This window comes from Corynebacterium sp. HS2168-gen11, assembly GCF_024834075.1.
Classification (GTDB): Bacteria; Actinomycetota; Actinomycetes; order Mycobacteriales; family Mycobacteriaceae; genus Corynebacterium.
The window spans coordinates 152,959-172,694 of the sequence record NZ_JANUXR010000004.1; the positions used below are offsets into that span (position 1 = coordinate 152,959).

Below are 19,736 nucleotides of genomic sequence, written 5' to 3' on the forward strand. Positions count from 1 at the left end.
AGCATTAGTGCTTATACGTGGGAATACGAAGAAATATGATCCTCGAATATTGAAAATAAACTCAGCATATCCAACACGTGGACAAAGAGCTATCAGAAGTATTGGAAGGTAATAGAATAAAAATAAAAAATTTCGATGGAGGCACAGATGACGAAACCTAAACCTTTGTCTTGGCGTGTTGCGGAGGCGGCTCGACCACCAGTAGTGTTAGGAAATGCGATCCATGATTTTTACCTAGAGACGATTCTTGATGATCTGGTTGAATCTCATGCTTGGCTTCAACGTGACTTAAAAGAGCCGTTTTTAGCATTGTGGGTCAATGAACCAGAATTTGACGATCCGGATATCGAAGACACCATTGACAGGATTGCGTATGAGAATCTTCGTGCGTTTGCGGCTATGGATCCAGTGGTGGATTTAGAAAGCCTTCGCGAACCGGAGAATTCATAGCCTGCAGGTTTGTGTGTAACCCCATTTTTCCTGATGTGCGGGAGCTGGGGTTTTGTGGTTTCACACATGATGCTTAAGTTCAAGTGATCGTGGAAACACCTTACTCAAATTAAGGTGCTTATACGTGGGAATACCGAGAAATATGATTCTCGAATATTGAAAATCAACTCAGTATATCCAACACGTGGACAAGGGGTATCAGAAGTGTCGGAAGGTAATACAATACAAATGAAAGCTTTCGACAGAGGTGAAGACGATGGATCCTGGTATTTTAGTTAAGCGCGTTGCTGCTGAGGCTCAACCACCAGCAACGTTGGGAAATGCAATTCCGGTTTTTTTTCTTGAGACTCTTCTTGATGATTTGGTTGAATCTCATGCTTGGCTTCAACGTGACTTAAAAGAGCCGTTTTTAGCATTGTGGGTTAATGAACCAGAATTTGATAATCCGGATCTTGAAGAGCCCGTTGAAAGGATTACTTATAATAATCTTTTTGTGTTTGCGGCTATGGATCCGGTGGTGGATTTGGAAAGCTTTCGCGAACCGAAGACCACGTAACAATTACATTTGCGCGTAACCCCAGTTTCCCTGATGTACGGGAGCTGGGGTTTTGTGGTCTCACGCACGATAGAATTTGTGCTTGTACCTGGGAATCCGAAGAAATATGATTCTCGAATATTGAAAATCAACTCAGTATATCCAGCACGTGGACAAAGAGCTATCAGAAGTGTCGGAAGGTAATAGAATAAAAATAAAAAATTTCGATGGAGGTGCAGATGATGATACCTAAACCCTTGTATGAGCGTGTTGCGGAGGCGGCTCGACCACCAGCAGCGTTGGGAAAAGAGGATACTATACCAGATCTTACCCTTGAGGTGCTTCTTGATGATTTGGTTAATTCCCATGCTTGGGTTCCGCGTGAATTAAAAGAGCCGTTTTTAGCATTGTGGGTCAATGAACCAAAATTTGATAATCCGGATCTTGATGACTTCGTTGAAGAGATTACGTATAATAATCTTCTTGCGTTTGCGGCTATGGATCCAGTGGTGGATTTGGAAAGCCTTCGCGAACCGAAGACCACGTAACAAAATTACATTTGCGCGTAACCCCAGTTTCCGGAGCATCCGTAAGCTGGGGTTTTACTGTATCTCACGCATTGGCATCCAACCCAAAACTATCAACGCGTTGCGCCACAAGAGTGTCATCAGCGAAATCCCTGGTTACAGACCAACATGACACCCCTGAACCCATATTCCAGGTTTCTAGCCGCCGCTCACCTGCAACGTTGCCCACTCAAGCAGGAGCTCCTGCCAAGTTTTGTGTATCACGTGAATACATCAACAGGCGCCATCTTGCATGCTTGACGACGCCTGTTGCCTCGGATACTAGGGTAGTTCCGTTAACTAATCGGTGGATGTAATTCTGCTGGAATCACTTTGCCAGTGGCATTGCGTGGCAAAGTATCAACAAAATACACATCGCGTGGCACAGAATGTTCGGCAAGTTTGAAAGACACCCAGTCGCGGATGCTGTCTTCTGTTAGCGCTTGACCCGCATCTGTTTGATCCCGAACTATCCACACTGCAATGCGTTTGAACCACTGTTCATCGCTGACACCTGCAGCATAGAGATCTTCAATACCTGGCATAGATTCAAGAACTTCTTCTACACTGCGTGGATACACATTTTCACCACCAACGATAATCATGTCATCAGCACGACCAAGCACATACAAGTAGCCATCATGATCGAGATAGCCGCGATCGCCAATTTGAATCATGTGGCCATAAGTACTCATTGGAATCTTTGGATCGGTATAACCTCGTAGCGTCACCGAGTTCCAACAGAAAATGCGTCCAGGTGTGCCCGTAGGGCATGGCAAATCGTTATCGTCAAGAATGACAATATCGGTGCCGGCACAAATCGTGCCAGAAGATGCTGGCCGCGTCACAATATCTTCTGGTGATGCAACTGCAACACCAGAAATTTCGGTGGAGCCGTACAAGTTGCACAAGATTTTCCCGAAGCGGGCGTGCATCGCTTCAATCAGCCACGGGGTTAAAGCATTGCCAGAGGAGAAAATAAATTTCAAATTCGAACAATCATATTGTTCGCCATTTGGCACTGTGATCAGCTGTTTCAAGAAGATCGGGGAAGAAATCATTGCGTCGCAACGATGCTGAGCAGTATCTGCCAACACCTGCTCTGGATTAAAAACGCGGCGAGTAACAATCGTGCCGCGCATACCAAGGGCGATATTAAAACATGCCCAACCCCAGGCGTGGAACATAGAAGCAGTAATTTGAACAGTCATGCCAGCTTTCCATGGCACTTTAGTCAAAATAGAGGCCAAAATGGTTGGCAAAATAGGTTCTTTACGCACAACACCTTTTGGTACACCGGTGGTGCCAGAACTCATCACAACCATTGGGCCATGTTTTGGCAGCAGCGGCATTTTCCCAGCCTTATGGGAAGCCAAAATGCCATCAATACTTGGATAACCATTAATGGTTGTGGTCGCACTAGTGCGATGCGCAATAATAATTGGGATGTTTAAGTCTGCGTCGACTCGTGGCAGGAACTCTTCATCGATAATTAAAACGTTGATACCATCGCGGGCAATAATGCCTTTGAGCTGTGCTGCAGAAGAGCCGATATTGAGCAGGTAACTGGTTGCACCGAGATAGCCTTTGGCACCTTGCGGCAAAATTATGCCACGACCATTGCGAGCCATAATGCCGAGGTGTAACTCAGGCAGCTGTAAATCACGGAGGTATCCAGCTAAGATGCGGGCTTGGTTGCGAAGTTCACGGTAGGTCAGCTGGCCGTCGTCGTCGATAAGCGCAATACGGTCGGGGACACTATGGTAGCCATGTTCAAGCTCGCGGGCGGTTGTGAAGCGGTAGCGAAGTTGAGTTGGCAGAAGTGAGACTAAGGATGAAAAACCACCTTCGTTTGCTAATAGACCAGATCGCAACAACGCAGGAAAGAATTCTCTCAGCTGTGCGATTGTACCGATCGCCTTGCGTAAGACAGTTTGTTTCATGCTTCTCTCTTAATATCCGGTAGCTGAGTGATCCCCAGACCAACCGTGAACAACAAATAGGACAAAGACGACAAAATGTCGGCTTTTAATGTTTATCGGAATTATGCGTGTGGGAGTTACGGATTATCGAAATGAATAACCCAACCGCGAGGATAATACCAGCGATAAGCAAGATCACGCTATTTGGAATCGTGCCAGCATGCAAAACAAGCCACTCTTGAACACGGGCTTGGGTTTGCAAACTTACAAATTGTGGTAAGTCGGCGGAACCATGCGAGAAAATGAATAAGGTGCCGATTGTGATAAACAATAATCCCGAAATCATCGAGGTGCTGTGCAGCTGGAAAGGACCAAATGTAAAGCTCGTGCCGCGAATCCAGCGACGGTTACCAAGATCCCAACGGTTCCACGCAAAGGCGAGGAATAATAGAGGAACTGTCATGCCGAATGCGTAGGTTGCAAGCAAGAAAGCACCATAAAGTGCAGAACCTCCTACCACGGCAGTTGTGAGCACGGCACCGAGCAGCGGACCGGTGCAAAAACCAGAGAATCCGTAGAGTGCTCCGAGGCTGAATGTCGAGAGCAGAGAGGATCCGCGGAGTTTGATCGGCACGGTGAAACGGAAGCCACCGCCGAAGAAAATCACCACGCCAAGGGCGATGATAATCAGGCCACCGATGAGGATGAGCTGGTCACGAGAATTTAATAAAAATGCGCCGACGCTGCCGGCACCTACACCAAGGGGCACCATAATTGCTGCCAGTCCTAGGAAAAAGACGAAGGTGCGGGTGAGCAGTGCTCCTGCTGATTGGAATGCATAGGCAAAGAATGCAGGAAGTAGCAATGCCGAACACGGACTCAGCAGTGCGAGTATTCCGCCGAGGAATGCCCCCAGAATGCCAATATCAATCATGTTCTTTAGTTGGCTTTCCGTAATTCTTGTTCAATCGCTTGCTGGAAGACCTCATATGGCTGTGCACCAGAAACAAAGGTAGTGCCCACAATAAAGCCAGGAGTACCGGTTAAGCCCAGTTTGGTGGCGTATTGCTTGGCATTTTCAATAACTTCGTCGTAGGTATCGTCGCTTGCTTGCGCGCGGAATTTTTCAAGATCTGGTACCTTCACTTCGGTTGCGATCTCAAGGAAGTCTTCGAGCGTGTTATTTGGGTGTCCAGAAATTGTGGCACTGCGCGCATACAGGGCAGTGGCAAACTCGTGGAATTTTCCTTGGGCGGCAGCAGCACGAGCAGCTTTCGCAGCAGCAACTGCATGCTCACCATTAATTGGAAGATCGTTCCACTCTATGCGGACTAAACCTTTGTCTACGTATTCTTGCAGGATTTTCGGTGTGGTCTCATTATTGTGGCGGGCACAGAATGGGCATTCGAAATCAGAGAATTCAGAGATCACCACAGGTGCGTCGATGGCACCAATCGCAAAAGGATCCTTTGGATTGCGGCGGTGAATATTGGTCACAGTTTCTTCGCTGGTTACTTCACCACTGCCGCCGAAAATGGTGGCATCAAGAAGCTTTGGGTCCGTCACAGGAGCACGCTCGCCAGTGCCGGCAGCGGCAGGAGGGTTGGTGGGAGCACTCGTGGCTGCTGCTTCCGATGTTGCGGCAGAAGGAGCGTGCATATCGGCACTTGCATGTGATTTTGGTGGTGCTGTTTGTAGTGTGCCGACAATATAGCCACCGGTTGCAGCCACAATCAGGCAGGTGGCGAAGAAGGCCCAGATGGTTGGGGAAATGGAACGAAATTGAGATTGAGACATCGAAGAAGTGTTTTCTGTTAGAGGAGTAAGTATAGGGTAATAGTAATGAAAAACCTGCCTGTGCGTGCGTGCACAAGGCAGGGAGCTGGGAATATAGCAATATATCGGGTTATGGCAGCGCTTGTGAAGTGTTGTTGATGGTCACGCGCATCGGTGCTGGTGGTACTGCAGCGTTCGTGACGTGGGTGGCACTGCGAGCGCCGCCACCATGCACGCGCATTGGTGCTGTCATTTCACCGGCGGTCACCACCAGTGCGCCTCCACCATGCCACGAGCGCCTCACTTATGCTGCGCGGACTCCGATGTGGTTGGTGCGGCATCGTCGCTGGCTACATGCGCTGGTGGTAAAGCATTGGTTAAAGCCACCGCGCGTGCTAGGCGTGCGTAGCGTAACTCTTGTTCACGGAAGCGAATCCAAGTCGATAAGGTGGTAAATCCAAAGGCCATGATCAAAACGTAGAGCATTAAATCAGTGCCGCGATCCACCCCAATCCAGTTGGCCAAAACGGTCACATCATTTGGTCGAATCACTGCCCAGACTGCGCCAATGACTAAAATCAGGAATCCTAATTTCACTCCAGCTTTCGCGCGCGCTTTTCGACGATTGTTCAAAAAATAAAACGCGAGGAATCCAGTCAGGATCAACAACAGCAACTGAATGGCATTGGTAATCATGAGATCCTCCGTGCAAGTAAACCGTCGGCAAGAATATTGATGCCATTCATTAAGGATTGTCCCTTGGACATGGAATATTCGGTGTAGAGAATTTCTACTGGTTCCTCGGCCACGCGCCACTGGCGTTGCGCAATCAGGTGCACAATTTCTGAAGCGTGTGACATGCCATTCATGCGAATATCCATTTCACGTGCAACGATTGCATTAAAGGCACGTAAACCATTGTGGGCATCGGTTAATCCAAGTTTGCGGGTAGTTGGACTGAGCATCACAACGGTTTTGAGCACAATGCGTTTGATCAGTGGAACTTGGTCTTGTTCCCGGGTGGCGTCGCCAAAGCGTGTGCCAACGATAATATCGACAGCTTCGGTTCGCAGTCGGTTGATCATCCGAATGACATCTTTGACTTGATGCTGGCCGTCAGCGTCAAAGGTGACAAAATATTGTGCGCCTGGCTGGCGGCGTGCATATTCGATACCGGTTTGAATTGCGGCACCTTGGCCTAAGTTCACAGGGTGATTCACTAAATGCGCACCTGTGGCACGAATTACCTGGGCAGAGTTATCGGCAGAGCCATCATTGACAGCGACGATATTCGGGAATGTTGTCCGTGCGTGTTCGATGACCGAGCCGATCACTTGCCCTTCGTTATAGCAGGGAATGATCAGCCAAGTATCGGAAAAATCAGCTGGGGATGTCATAGTGTCTTTCATGCTACCTGCTGGAAGCTATTTCGCATGGAACAACATTGCATACACTCGGTGCAATGCCGCTTTAGGAAGCAACCGATAGGTGGTACGCACAAGCACATTGAAGAACACCCGTGGCCAACTAATAAGCCCATAAGCATATAAATTGCGTTGCATGCGCCATTCTGCCTGCAGCATTTCTGAACCCGTGCGGCGCTGGAATTGCGCCGGGGTTACGCGGAAGAACGTCAGTGGCTCAGGCATATTGGCGAATTTCGCACCGTGCGCTAGCAGCCGAGCAAATAAATCATAATCTTCCATATGATGCACATCGCGATAATTGCCGACTTCTTTTACCTTTGCAGTGCGCATCATAACGGAAGGATTATTGATCGGACTATTCATCTTGGCGTAGCGAGCAATGGCTGCATGATCTGCCGGCAAGACACGCACATTGGTGCTGGTTCGCGGATCGTCTTCAAATTCGGCAACGGCTGTTCCAACCACGTCGAGCTGTGGGTGAGCCGCAAAAAATGCCAATTGCTTGGCAATGCGATCGTCGGCTGCAATATCATCAGCATCTAAAATCGCCACAAAATCAGTGTCAATAGTATTAATTCCCGCGCGTCTTGCAGGGCCTGCACCTTGATTCATAGCCAGTACGACGGTACGCGCAATGCCGCCTGATTGTTCCACATGATCACCAATGACCTGCTGCAATTTAGGGCTCAGCGGGCCATCTTCGACAATCACAATGGCATCAAGCGGGTGCGTTTGCGATAGCAACGATGCCAAACTCAATCGCAATTCTTCAGGTTGCACGCGATGATACACGCTGACCAGGGCAGAAACTGTCGCCATAATCTAGGCAGATCCTTTCGTATTGTGGCTTAACGCTTTGAGCAACAGTTGCCCATAGCCCGATTTTTCATATGTTTGTGCTAATCGTTGCAACTGGGCGGCGTCGATAAGCCCCTGCTTCCAGGCCGCAACTTCCGGCGATCCAATGACAACACCGGTGCGTTTTTGCAAGACTTCGACAAACGCGGCAGCCTCACTCATCGAATCGAAGGTGCCAGTATCAAGCCACACATCTCCCGGGGCGAGCTTTTCGACGTGCAATTGGCCTTTTTGCAAATAGGCATCGTTAATCGCGGTGATTTCGAGTTCGCCACGGGCTGAAACCTTCACTGTTTTGGCAAGCTCAACCACAGAATTATCATAGAAATACAGCCCAACCACGGCATATGGCGAACGTGGATGTTCCGGCTTTTCCTCAATGCTTTCCGCCTTGCCGTCGGGAGTAAAGCTAATTACACCATAGCGCTGCGGGTCGCGCACCTCGTAGGCAAAAACTGTGCCGCCAACTGGCTCAGGCACATTAGCCAAGGTTGAGGTGAATTGGGAGCCAGCAAAGATATTATCGCCTAATGCCAGCGCCACGCTGTCAGTACCAATGAACTCTTCGCCTATTAAGAACGCTTGGGCGAGGCCTTCCGGTTTTGGCTGCTGTGCGTAGTGCAGCTGGATGCCCAGGTGGCTGCCGTCGCCAAGCAAGCGCTGGAAATTTTCGGCATCTTCGATGGTGGTGATAATTAAGATCTCCGTGATACCCGCTTGGATTAACGTTGCCAAGGGGTAGAAGATCATTGGTTTATCGTAAATCGGCAGAAGTTGCTTGGAAATGCCTTGGGTCACGGGATACAGCCTGGTGCCTGAGCCGCCAGCAAGAATGATGCCCTTCATGCGCTCCTCTTTACGGGGTAGATGTGTGAAGATATGCCGCTAATTGGGTACGCCAATCGGCAGGTTGGAATCCAGTGGCTTCAAGTTTAGCCGTGTTCAACACAGAATTATGCGGACGCGGGGCTTGTGCGCCATATTCTGCTGCCGTGATTGGCTGAACCAAGGCTGGATCCGCATGACTTAAGCGATACACTTCTTGAGCAATCTCGTACCACGAAGTTTTAGGACCACTGCTGGTGAGATGATAGGTGCCAAATGGCGCATGCGTTTGCAGCAAGTGAGCAATACCGCGGGCAAGATCATCAGCGAAGGTTAATCGGCCAATTTGGTCGGTGATTACCTGTGGACTTCGGCCCTCAGCGGCGAAGCGACGCATGGTGGCAACAAAGTTCGCACCCTCGCCAATCACCCATGACGTGCGAATATTGTAATGATTGTGTGCAATTGAAGTAGCAATTTCGCCAGCGGCTTTCGACTGCCCATACACATTTAATGGAGCAACCCTATCGGTTTCGACATAAGCAGTATCTTTCGTGCCATCGAAAACATAATCAGAAGAAAGATTGACAAATACAAGGTTATAATCGCGTGCAATTGTTGCCAGTTGGGTGACCGCATGAGCATTGACCTGCCAGCAGGTTTGCGCATCATTTTGTGCTTGATCGACCGCCGTATACGCAGCAGCATGAATAATCGCAGAATATTGCGTCCAATCGCGGGCATGTTTCAGATCAGAAGCCAGATCAGCGGTCAGATCTGCGGTGAGATCTAAATCGGCGCGCGTGCTAAATTCCGCATTCGGGAAATACTTTCGCAGTGCCTGCCCAACCTGCCCAGTTGCTCCGGTGATTAGTACCCGCAGTGGTGGGACTGGTTGTGCTTGGGCAAGTGGCGGATGCGTGCGATCAGCGGCAGAAAGTTCGGTGACAGGAAGCGGCCAGGAAATCTCTTGATAGCTGGCATAAAAATATTGCGCATCGGCAGACCAATGAGCATCAACTAAATAACTATATGTAGTAGCCGTTAATGCCTGGAAACCATTTGCAACCCCACGTGGAACAAAAACTGCCTGATCTGGCCCAATGCGGAGTTGAAATTTAGTGCCATAGGTTGGGGAATCGCTGCGCAGGTCGATCCAGGCGGCCATAACTTCGCCATATGCAATGCTAATGAGCTTATTCCATGGCTCGGCGTGCATGCCACGAGTGACACCTGCTGTGGCATTAAAGGAAAGATTATGTTGCACCGGACGAAACGTTTGCAGCTGCCAGCTTGCATCCGTAAAGACTGCGAAATCGCGCTGATTCCAGTTTTCTTTGAACCAACCGCGATCGTCGCCGTGGAGATTAAGCTGGATAATTTCTAAGCCGGCAATAGGGGTATGACGAATTTGCATCTTAGTGTCCTTGTTGCTGATAACGTGCCTCGACGGCGGCTTTTTGTGCCTGCCACCAGCTTCTATGCTCCTGATACCATTCAATTGTGTGCAATAATCCTGTACGCATGCCAGTCTCAGTATCGGTAAAGGCAGGCTGCCAGCCTAATTCCGTGCGCAATTTGGTGGAATCCATCGCATAGCGCATATCATGCCCTGGTCGATCTGCCACGTGTTCGTAGCTGCCTTGTCCCATAAGTTCACAAATAAGCTCAATGACCTGCTTATTATTCACATGATCATTATCGGCACCAATAATATAATTTTGGCCAATTTCACCCCGATCGAGGATCACATGCACCGCATCGTTGTGATCATCAACATGAATCCAATCGCGCACTTGCTCCCCAGTGCCATATAATTTCGCAGGTAGACCGCATAAAATATTGGTGATCTGGCGCGGAATGAACTTCTCAATATGCTGATACGGCCCATAATTATTCGAACATTGCGAAAGCGTTGCCGGAATCCCAAAACTCCGCACCCAGGCACGCACCAACAAATCAGAACTTGCCTTTGTTGCAGAATACGGTGAAGACGGCCGATACGCAGTGGTTTCCGTAAAACGCGCAGGATCATCCAAGGCTAAATCGCCAAACACCTCATCGGTGGAAATATGATGCAACCTCGTCCCATGGGCACGAACCGCCTCGAGTAAGGTGTAGGTGCCAATGATATTTGTGTGCACAAATGGCCATGGATTGTCCAAAGAATTATCATTATGCGATTCCGCTGCAAAATGCACGATCACATCATGCGTAGCAACGAGCGTATCGACGATGTCCGCATCAGCAATATCGCCTTGGACAAACCGAATATCCAGCCCACGTAAATTCTCAGGGTTACCAGCGTAGGTGAGCTTATCAAGAACCGTAATTTCATATTCTGGCCGAGTAGCCAATGTACGGCGGATAAAATTTGTGCCAATAAAACCGGCACCTCCAGTGACAAGCATCTTCATAGCAGCACATTCTACCTGCTTTAGCTTTATGACAAGCCATGGCAGTGCCGCTGATGACAATACGAGCGTCTCGTGGGCGAAATGTTGAGCTCGTGTTGAGCGCTGGGTGGCGAGGATGGTTGCGGCGCGAAGGTGCGCATCAAGGGCCACCGTGCGAAGGCGCGCACTTACCTGCTAGTGCACGCTTTGCACCGGAGTGGCTTGTTTGGCAACCCGCAGCAAGCCGAAGATGTGGATGCCTAAGCCCAACGTTTGTCCTCCTATTAAGGAAAGTACGCTGACGGTGCTCAGCGGCAATGGTACAAACATAATGCCAATGGTCACAATCGTGGCTACCACCCAACCGGTGACATACAACTGATGTTGATTGACTGCCAACGCGGCAGTTCCTGTCAGCATTAAGGAAGCTGTGCAGGTGGCACCAATTGTGAGCATGGCAAGCAGTGCCCCTGAGGTAAGAAAACTTGCCGGCAGTAAGATACGAAACAGCCATGGCCCAATGAGCCACGCTAAGCCTGCACCGCCAATACCGACAGCCCAAATCACAGCAGCTGGTCGAAGCAGTGCGCGGAGAAGATTGTGTTGGTGTTCCACGAAGCGCACAATCAGGGCAGATTGGAATTGCTGGAGAGGTAAGAGCAGTGGTGCGCGGGTTAAGATAACCGCATAGCTAATTGCCGCACCCACGGCAGCTTCTGGATGCGTGAGCTTCACAATGGTTGGAAATCCAGTAATAACAATGGCGGTGGCTCCTGAAGCTGTCATCGCATAGCCAGCTTGAGTAAGAAATTCACGAGGTGCCACATCAGCTGTAGCAGCGAGAATAGCACGCACATCGGCATAGAGCGCAAGTATGACAATCCAGCTCACAGCGCCTAATACGGTGACAATAAAAAATGCCAATAATCCTAAATTGAACCACCATGCCACACCGGCAAGCACCATGCGTGAAGCCGTGTCGAGCATAATTAATGCCGCCAACCGCGACCATAGGTGATGGCCTGAAATGAGTCCGGCAAGTGTGGCTTGAATGCCATAGCTTGCTAACCCGACTGCTAAGAGCACGAGCGCATTGGTGTGCTGTTCAGAGACGAGTCGATGCAACCATACTGGACTACTGATCAACACCAGCGCGAAAGTGAGTGCACTCAAGACCACACCTACGACAAATGGGCGTGCCAGCTTCTGTTGTGAGTGTTGAGCAGCAGTGGTGTGTTGCGTACGTACTGCACGCGTGGTTTCTTGGGTAAGCCCTGTTAAAATGCCGGTGGCGGCAAAGAAGAATCCCCAGTACGCAGCAAATTCACCAGCGCGAAAAGTATCGGAATCAAAGGTGCGTGCCGCGAGTAAAATCACCGCAAAACCAGAAAGACCAGCAACAACAGTAGCGATACTCAGTACTTTCAAAGAACTTGGGCGGTCATCATGGACGGTCATGTTCTATCCTTCGGGCTTGGGGAATGCTGGAAGCGGATACTCATGTAACCACTGACGCCACAATTGATCAATAGTAGCGGCCGCAACGCCAATCGCAGCAGCGCTGCTATGCAGGTGCACTTTGAAATCAAGTGGTTCGACCACACTGTGCAGGCACGCTTGTACATACCGGCGCAGCATGGCAAAAAATTCGGTATCACCGAGCACAACGCGATATGCATGCAGCGTTAAAGCACCACGCTTATAAACGCGATCATCAAACATATCAGCAGGCCCTGGATTCGCCAATAGTAGATCTTGTGGTTGCGCTTGTAACCGCAGGTAATGCTCATAGGCTGACTGCGCAGCTGATTTTTCACCCTTATACTCGAACCACAACCATTCGGCGTAACAGGCAAAGCCTTCATTGAGCCAAATATCGTCCCACTGGGCTAATCCCAAAGCATTGCCAAACCATTGATGTGCTAATTCATGGGCGATCAAGCGTTCAAAACGGTGATCACTCGTGAGGTGGTTGGCACCAAAGGTGGCTAATCCTTGTGCCTCAAGCGGAATCTCTAGTTCGTCAGCGGTAATCACCACGGCATATTCGGAAAATGGGTAGGGTCCGAACATGGATATAAACGCATCCATCATAGTGCCCTGGTGCGCAAATTCCTGGCGGAAGGCGTCGAGAAGCATAGGCGGGACATATGCAGTGGTTGTGACAGCGTGGTCGGGGAGCGTGAACTTCTCGTAGCGACCAATTTGCACCGTTGCAAGATAACTAGCCATGGGTTGTTCCATGCGATAATGCCACTGTTTGCGCGCGCCTTGGCGACGAACTTCTACGAGCGTGCCATTTGCAACCACGGTATAGGCGTGATCGGTGAGAATCCGAATATCGTAGGTGGATTTTTCATCAGGGGTATCATCGCACGGAAACCAGCTTGGGGCGCCATGTGGCTGGCTGGCAACTAAGGAACCATCGGTTAATTCTTCCCACCCCAATGTGCCCCACGGTGAAGCAATAGGGGTGGGGTTGCCGGAATATTCGATCAGTATTTTCAGCTGCGAATCAATTGGCAAGGCAGTGGTGAAATGAACACGCAGCTTATTGCCACTATGTTTGAATTTCGACACTATAGCAGTTACACCGGCAATGCCCACAGCGCGGACTTTACGCACGCGGAAACAATCCGCAAGATCTACAACAATGGTGCGTAATTGCTGGTAGAGATCAATGCGCAGTGCAGCTCGTGCGCGTAAAAAATTCGGGCCAAGAGCGTATTCCAAGTTGAGATCATAATGGCGCACATGAAAGCCGAGATTGAAATCAACGCCAGTATACGCATCGCGCACGCCAGGAATCGGAGTCGAACGCAACGGAAGTGAGGTCATAACAGGTATTCCCAAAAGTGATTTAGTCCTGCGTGAGATGTTTGTGGATCCAACTATAAACCAAAGATTCCATAAACGCGGTCTGGGCATTATCGGCGGCACCGGCATGCCCACCTTCAGTATTTTCAAAATACGCCACCGATTGACCAGCTGCTGCTAATGCGTGTGCAAATAATCGCGCATGGGCAGGATGCACGCGATCATCAAGGGTTGAGGTTGTAATTAATGCTGGCGGTAGCTGCTGCTGAGTGGCTGCTGGCACATGAGCTAATGGCGAATACGCTGCTAAGGCGGCATATTCCGCTGGATCGCGCGGATCCCCATACTCGGCAATCCACGAAGCACCTGCAGACCACGTGTGATACCGCAACATATCAGTCAGCGGCACCTGAATAATCGCCCCACCAATTTTTTCCGGATACTGCGTGAGCGCAGTTGCCGCCAACAATCCACCATTGGATGCACCACGCACATACACCGACGCCGGCGTGCTATATCCCCTGGCAACCAGATCATCCAACACAGCTTGATGATCCTCATAGACTTTATGCCGATTCGTTTTCGTTGCCTGATGATGCCACGCTGGCCCAAACTCGCCGCCACCACGAATATTTGGTTGCACATAATAATGATCATGCTCTAACCAGCCAATACCCAACGTCGCCATATAACCAGGCATTAACGAAACCTCAAACCCACCATAGGCTTTCACCAATGTCGGGCGCGGACGTTGCTGGCCCATTGCATCAAAGCGGCCCACAATGAAATACGGCACCTGCGTTCCATCGGCGCTGGTTGCCCAATGTTGGCGCACTTCCAAGCCGGTGGCGTCGAAAAGCGCAGGCGCATGGGTAATTTCTTCCACGGTGGTATCAGTCACCCGGTATAAGGTGTCTGGCTGGGTGAAACTTGCCGCACCAATCCAAATTTCGTCACTATGAATATCCGCAGTAATCACGCGTGCCGACGTCAAGGGCGGTACCGCGATGTGCTCAAGTTCCCAAGTGCCTAAGCGCATGCGCACTAAGGAACTGGCGACATCTTCTAAGGTGGTCAAAATAATGTTGTCGCGGGTGAAGGTAATATTTTGTAAGCTCTTATGAGCAGTTGGCTGGAAAATTACCTGATAATCGCGGCTGCCGGCTAAAAATTCATCAAAATTAATCACACCCAAACCACCGGCAGGAATACCCTGATACGGTTCGCGCGGCATGACGAACATCCAGTGTTTATACACTGAAACTTCGCAATTTTCCGGCACTTCCAGCACCTGTAAACCGTGCGGCAACACAATAAAGCGGCGCGTGGTATAAAAATCAATATTGCGCGAAATGAAAATGCGTTCAAAACCAGGATCCGTATCCGCCCACGCCGTGATCAGAAGATCGCTCTGCTTGCCGCAAAATAATTCCTCTGAATCCGCCAGGGCAACGCCACGCCGCCAAAGATGCGCCCGCGCCGGGTAGCCGGAGTCGGTGAGGGAATCGGGGCCGAAGTCGGTGGAAACTAATAAAGTGTCGCGATCAACCCACGAAACCTGCGAACGTGCTTCGGGAAGCTCAAAACCACCTGGTACAAACTCGCGAGTGTGCATATCAAATTCGCGAACCACGTTGGCGTCACTGCCGCCGCGCGAAAGTTTAATTAAGGCCAGATCTTGTTCATCACGAACAATCGAGCCTTTCCAAACCCAGTTTTCCTTTTCACGATGCGCCAGTTCATCAAGATCAATCAGCACATCCCACTGTGGATCGGCGCTGCGATAGCTCTCATAACTCGTCCGCCGCCATTGGCCACGAAGATGCTTGTCATCGCGCCAATAGTTGTACAAATATTCCCCGCGACGAACCACATAGATGATGCGCTCATCATTGACAAGTGCCTCAAATAGCCGAGTCGCGAGCTGCTTATCGACGAGTTTGGCCGTGCGGGCGCTCATCTTCGCAGACCAGGCAATCGCTGCTGGATTGTCGATGGTTTCTAGGATGCGGGTATCTTCAACCAGAATTGAATCGTAAGTCATAAGAATCTTTTTGAAGACCTTTCGCATGCAAAGAAACATTGAAATGACGAATATGCGCCATAGTTGAGTCTAAAACATAAATCGTTCAGTGCGGCGATCGGTGCCATACTGCAATATGACAACGAGGCAGGCGTCGTCAAGCAATGCTGCAACAATACGCCTACCTCGTGTGTGAAGGAGAGATTATTCTGGGCGGTTAAATGCGCGCTCGAACACTGGCCAAGAATCGCGCAGATCAGTTTGCCAATAGCCCCAAGAGTGGGTGCCAGTATCGCGGAAATTCCACTGTACTGGAATGTTGAGCTTGTCCAGCTTGACCTTGAGATCATGGGTACATGCGTTGGTTGCACCTTCAATGATGCCACCTTCGACAATGGTTGAGGTGCTGGCAATGGATTGCACCAATGGGTGCTCAAAACGCAGGCGTGGACCATTTGGCAGATCCCATTCGCCAGCTAAACCGGAACCAGAGGAAACATAGACCTCAGTGCCGCGGAGTCCTTCAGCTTGAATCATGGCGTCATTCCACACCCATGCAGGGGAACCAAATGGACCCCACATCTTATCTGGAGTGGTCAGGCCGCGCTGCAAGGTAATTGCGGTGAACAGCCAAGGTACTGGCTTCGAAGATGCGTAGCAACCAGAAAATGCTGCGGTAGCATCATAAAAACGTGGATTATGCTCTGCTAACAGCAGGGCAGAGGTGGCAGACATCGACATACCAGCAATGGCACGACGGCCGTTGGCTTGCAAAAGATTTTCTATTGGGCCAGGCAGCTCGCGAGTTAAGAAGGTTTCCCACATTTGCTTGCCGCCCAAAACTGGTTCAGGTTGCTGCCAGTCGGTGTAGTAAGAGAATTTGCCAGCCATTGGGATAACCACATTGATGTCTTTTGACTTGTAGAAGTCGATCACATCAGTTTGTGCCACCCAGTTCGCACGACCTTCGCCGCCATCGCCGCCGTTGAGTAAGTACAGGACTGGGCGATGTGGGTTTTGGGCCTTGATTACGAGCAACGGAACCTGACGGTTATCCATTGCAGGGGAGCTTGCCCACACTTCCAGTACACGCTGCCCATCGACAGTGTTTTGCCATGCAAAACTCTGCTCGAGATTTTTGCCTACCGTAAGCTGCGAAACTTCAGCGTTGCCAGCGAGCTGTGCCGGTGCAACTGGGCTTGCAAATGCTGGAGTGGCAGTGGAAACAGCGGCCGCGCACAGCACAGCGGCAAGTCGGTGCAAAATCTTCATGGCACAATAATCCTTGACTGGTTCGTATGCACGCATCATTCATGTTCGTGTACCAGCACGTTGAAAGCGGTGCATGCCGGTATCGTGACATGCCGGTAGTGGCATGCGCCTGCCTCCTGCGAAACAGTCAGTGCTGAGAATCAACAACGCTTTAGGGTGTGAAAGTGCTGGTCAACCAGAGTGCTGGTAAACCTGAGCATTTGCGACAGCCGCATAAGCGTTGATCGAACAAGAATGCATGTGTGCGTAATGGACAACACGTCTATTGGCTTAAGCATACATGGCGGCGCAAGCGGAATGTGAAAATTGATTACTTCTGTGGTTGCAGTTACAAAGCATCGTGGGATTTCGCGTGGTTGTCGGTGAGTGAACGCGACGCGTGTCCAGCGGTTGCGGGAAGGTGGACGTGCGCGATTCGGCGCGGAAGGTGGCGCGGCGCCTTTGGACGTCGCAAAGCTTAGCATTACAAGCGTTCACGCGGTTGCATCGCTCAGCGCTGGTTCCCGCTTCGGTTGCGCAGCAGGCTACAATACGTATTCAGTACTCTCCTTATTTCTTGTTGCAAGCGTTTTCAACCATGTGCCGATACGGCGTTGCGGTTGAAAAGTGCTGCATAATGACAGAAAGTTTGAATTCGTATGAATCTTTCATTTATCGAAGTTGCGATCGTGGCTATCAATAAGTTTTTGGGCATGATCTTGCACCTTGGCTCCAGCGCCTCAAGCAATATTGCGTCTCTTTTGGGACTCTTCTAAGCCCACCTGATTGCACCAACCGCAAGTATTGATGTTGTGAAACATCTGCTTGCGGTTTTTGCTTGACGACGCCGCCTTGATTGCCAATTTTCAGCGTGACACGCGGCGCCGTGCTTCACTCGATTGATCCCTGATGGGGGTATAGCAATGCAGGAAGAATGAATCTTGGTGAGCATGTTCGTGGCTTCTTGGTCACGATTTTCGGAAAAATGCGACATTTGCGGTATTTTTCCGTATTCTTGTTGTCGTGACTGAACATTATGACGTAGTAGTACTCGGTGCTGGCCCTGGTGGCTATGTATCCGCCATCCGTGCAGCTCAGCTTGGTAAGAAAGTTGCCGTTGTCGAAAAGCAGTATTGGGGCGGCGTTTGCCTCAATGTTGGTTGCATTCCGTCAAAGGCGCTGTTAAAGAATGCTGAAGTTGCTCATATCTTTAACCATGAGGCAAAGACTTTCGGTATCACCGGTGAAGTTTCATTCGACTTCGGTGCAGCCCATGCTCGTTCTCGGAAGGTTTCTGAGGGCATTGTCAAGGGTGTTCACTATCTGATGAAGAAGAATAAGATCACCGAAATCGATGGTCTGGGTTCCTTCAAGGACGCCAAGACCATGGAAATTACCTCCGGCAAAGACGCTGGTAAGGTTATTACCTTCGATAACTGCATTATTGCAACCGGTTCGGTTGTTCGCTCCTTGCCAGGTGTAACAATCGGCGGCAATATTGTTTCCTTCGAGGAGCAGATCTTAAAGTCTGAAGCGCCTAAGTCCATGGTGATCGTTGGTGCTGGTGCAATCGGTATGGAATTTGCATACGTCCTGGCCAACTATGGTGTTGATATCACCATCGTTGAGTTCATGGATCGCGTGTTGCCAAACGAAGATGCTGATGTATCCAAGGAAATCGCAAAGCAATACAAGAAGCTTGGCGTGAAACTGCTCACCGGCCACAAGACCACCGCTATTCGCGATCTTGGCGGCGCAGCTGGTGTTGAGGTTGATGTGGAATCCAAGGATGGTTCCAAGTCGGAAACCTTGAAGGCTGATCGTGTGATGGTTTCGATCGGTTTTGCTCCACGTACCGAAGGCTATGGCCTGGAGAACACCGGCGTGAAGCTGACCGAGCGCGGCGCAATTGAGATTGACGAGCGCATGCGAACCAACGTGCCAGGTATCTATGCAATTGGTGACGTCACCGCAAAGCTGCAGCTGGCACACGTTGCTGAAGCACAAGGTGTGGTCGCTGCCGAGACCATTGCTGGCGCAGAAACCCAAGAACTTGGCGATTACATGATGATGCCACGTGCTACTTTCTGTAATCCACAGGTTGCTTCCTTCGGATACACCGAGGAGCAGGCGAAAGCGAAGTTTGCTGGCCGTGAAATTAAGGTTGCAACCTTCCCATTCAGCGCCAACGGCAAGGCACAAGGCCTGGCTGAAACCGCTGGCTTTGTGAAGTTGGTTGCTGATGCCGAATACGGCGAATTGCTTGGTGCACACATGGTTGGTGCTGGCGTGTCTGAGATGCTGCCAGAGCTAACCTTGGCACAGCGTTTCGATCTGACCGCAGAAGAAATCGGACGCAATGTTCATACTCACCCAACCTTGTCTGAGGCAATGAAAGAAGCTGCCGAAGGCATTATGGGCCATATGATTAATCTCTAAGACCATGTTTGCCAGGAAAGGGCTACGACGCATACCGCGTTGTGGCCCTTTTCCGTATGCGCTGGCAACTGTGAACTGAAAACTGCAAGCGATGAAGGCTGGCGAAGGAAACGTCGATAAGCTCGCGCGTGCGAGGAGACGCTTAAAAATTACAATCGTGTCATTTTCCGCGCAAGCTTGACGACGATTTGATGGAAGGGAAATGGTCAATAGTTTGATTGATTCCAAAAGGGTGTATCTGAAAGATGAGTGACAAATCAGACTTTTTCTAACCTCTTGGAAAGATGTCATCTAGCGCTCTTTCAAAACTCCTGCTTAATGCGATGGGCTAACCAGACCCATCTCAAACTTATAGGTCAGGCTACCCTTATTTGCAGGTGAAACGTTATTTTTTCCTATTGTGAGCTATCGCACTACACGGCGGTGTAAGTGGTCTAACTGTGCCTAACCC

At 50.1% G+C, this 19,736-nt stretch carries 18 protein-coding genes; 4 read left to right on the forward strand and 14 right to left on the reverse strand.

Annotation, left to right across the window (positions count from 1 at the left end; genetic code table 11):
• The first annotated feature begins 147 nt into the window (after positions 1-147).
• The 3 genes from NXS99_RS04410 to NXS99_RS04420 all read left to right on the forward strand — a co-directional run bounded on the left by NXS99_RS04410 (position 148) and on the right by NXS99_RS04420 (position 1,533).
• Entirely contained in the window at positions 148-450 is a 303-nt protein-coding gene (locus tag NXS99_RS04410; protein ID WP_259287442.1) for a hypothetical protein, read from the forward strand.
• Positions 451-706: 256 nt separating this feature from the next.
• On the forward strand, positions 707-1,006 hold the full coding sequence (locus NXS99_RS04415) for a hypothetical protein (protein WP_259287443.1): 300 nt from the start codon (positions 707-709) through the stop codon (positions 1,004-1,006).
• A 218-nt stretch (positions 1,007-1,224) separates the two neighbouring features.
• A complete protein-coding gene (locus NXS99_RS04420) occupies positions 1,225-1,533 on the forward strand; it encodes a hypothetical protein (protein WP_310593302.1) in 309 nt (102 codons plus the stop codon).
• Positions 1,534-1,847: 314 nt separating this feature from the next.
• Here the strand turns inward: NXS99_RS04420 and NXS99_RS04425 are convergent, their stop codons facing one another.
• From NXS99_RS04425 to NXS99_RS04490, 14 genes are all read right to left on the reverse strand, one after another.
• Positions 1,848-3,494 carry an AMP-binding protein gene (locus NXS99_RS04425; RefSeq protein ID WP_259287444.1) on the reverse strand — a complete coding sequence of 549 codons (1,647 nt, stop codon included), beginning with the start codon at positions 3,492-3,494 and terminating at the stop codon, positions 1,848-1,850.
• An 85-nt stretch (positions 3,495-3,579) separates the two neighbouring features.
• The gene (locus NXS99_RS04430) at positions 3,580-4,407 is read right to left on the reverse strand and encodes a cytochrome c biogenesis CcdA family protein (protein WP_259287445.1); all 828 of its coding nucleotides are present in this window, start codon (positions 4,405-4,407) and stop codon (positions 3,580-3,582) included.
• Between the two features lie 5 nt (positions 4,408-4,412).
• Positions 4,413-5,270 carry a DsbA family protein gene (locus NXS99_RS04435; protein WP_259287446.1) on the reverse strand — a complete coding sequence of 286 codons (858 nt, stop codon included), beginning with the start codon at positions 5,268-5,270 and terminating at the stop codon, positions 4,413-4,415.
• A 109-nt stretch (positions 5,271-5,379) separates the two neighbouring features.
• Positions 5,380-5,553 carry a hypothetical protein gene (locus tag NXS99_RS04440; protein WP_259287447.1) on the reverse strand — a complete coding sequence of 58 codons (174 nt, stop codon included), beginning with the start codon at positions 5,551-5,553 and terminating at the stop codon, positions 5,380-5,382.
• Positions 5,550-5,945, reverse strand: a complete 396-nt coding sequence (locus tag NXS99_RS04445; RefSeq protein WP_259287448.1) for a DUF2304 domain-containing protein — start codon at positions 5,943-5,945, stop codon at positions 5,550-5,552. Before NXS99_RS04445 ends, NXS99_RS04440 begins: the two co-directional genes overlap by 4 nt.
• Entirely contained in the window at positions 5,942-6,646 is a 705-nt protein-coding gene (locus tag NXS99_RS04450) for a glycosyltransferase family 2 protein (RefSeq protein ID WP_259287449.1), read from the reverse strand. The genes NXS99_RS04445 and NXS99_RS04450 overlap by 4 nt, the downstream gene beginning before the upstream one ends.
• Positions 6,647-6,673: 27 nt before the next feature.
• Entirely contained in the window at positions 6,674-7,495 is an 822-nt protein-coding gene (locus NXS99_RS04455; RefSeq protein WP_259287450.1) for a glycosyltransferase, read from the reverse strand.
• A gap of 3 nt (positions 7,496-7,498) precedes the next feature.
• Entirely contained in the window at positions 7,499-8,380 is an 882-nt protein-coding gene (gene rfbA, locus NXS99_RS04460) for a glucose-1-phosphate thymidylyltransferase RfbA (RefSeq protein ID WP_259287451.1), read from the reverse strand.
• A 10-nt stretch (positions 8,381-8,390) separates the two neighbouring features.
• On the reverse strand, positions 8,391-9,776 hold the full coding sequence (gene rfbD, locus NXS99_RS04465; protein WP_259287452.1) for a dTDP-4-dehydrorhamnose reductase: 1,386 nt from the start codon (positions 9,774-9,776) through the stop codon (positions 8,391-8,393).
• A 1-nt stretch (position 9,777) separates the two neighbouring features.
• The gene (gene rfbB, locus NXS99_RS04470) at positions 9,778-10,770 is read right to left on the reverse strand and encodes a dTDP-glucose 4,6-dehydratase (RefSeq protein WP_259287488.1); all 993 of its coding nucleotides are present in this window, start codon (positions 10,768-10,770) and stop codon (positions 9,778-9,780) included.
• 180 nt (positions 10,771-10,950) lie between these two features.
• Complete coding sequence (locus NXS99_RS04475) at positions 10,951-12,213, reverse strand: lipopolysaccharide biosynthesis protein (RefSeq protein WP_259287453.1); 1,263 nt, start codon at positions 12,211-12,213, stop codon at positions 10,951-10,953.
• A 3-nt stretch (positions 12,214-12,216) separates the two neighbouring features.
• Positions 12,217-13,593, reverse strand: a complete 1,377-nt coding sequence (locus NXS99_RS04480) for a M1 family metallopeptidase (RefSeq protein ID WP_259287454.1) — start codon at positions 13,591-13,593, stop codon at positions 12,217-12,219.
• A 22-nt stretch (positions 13,594-13,615) separates the two neighbouring features.
• A complete protein-coding gene (locus tag NXS99_RS04485; protein WP_259287455.1) occupies positions 13,616-15,616 on the reverse strand; it encodes a prolyl oligopeptidase family protein in 2,001 nt (666 codons plus the stop codon).
• Between the two features lie 183 nt (positions 15,617-15,799).
• Positions 15,800-16,867 (reverse strand): alpha/beta hydrolase family protein, encoded by a 1,068-nt coding sequence (locus tag NXS99_RS04490; RefSeq protein WP_259287456.1) that lies wholly within the window; start codon positions 16,865-16,867, stop codon positions 15,800-15,802.
• A 1,002-nt stretch (positions 16,868-17,869) separates the two neighbouring features.
• On the opposite strand from NXS99_RS04490, the gene lpdA reads away from it, so the two are divergent.
• The gene (lpdA, locus tag NXS99_RS04495) at positions 17,870-19,285 is read left to right on the forward strand and encodes a dihydrolipoyl dehydrogenase (protein WP_259287457.1); all 1,416 of its coding nucleotides are present in this window, start codon (positions 17,870-17,872) and stop codon (positions 19,283-19,285) included.
• Positions 19,286-19,736 lie beyond the last annotated feature (451 nt).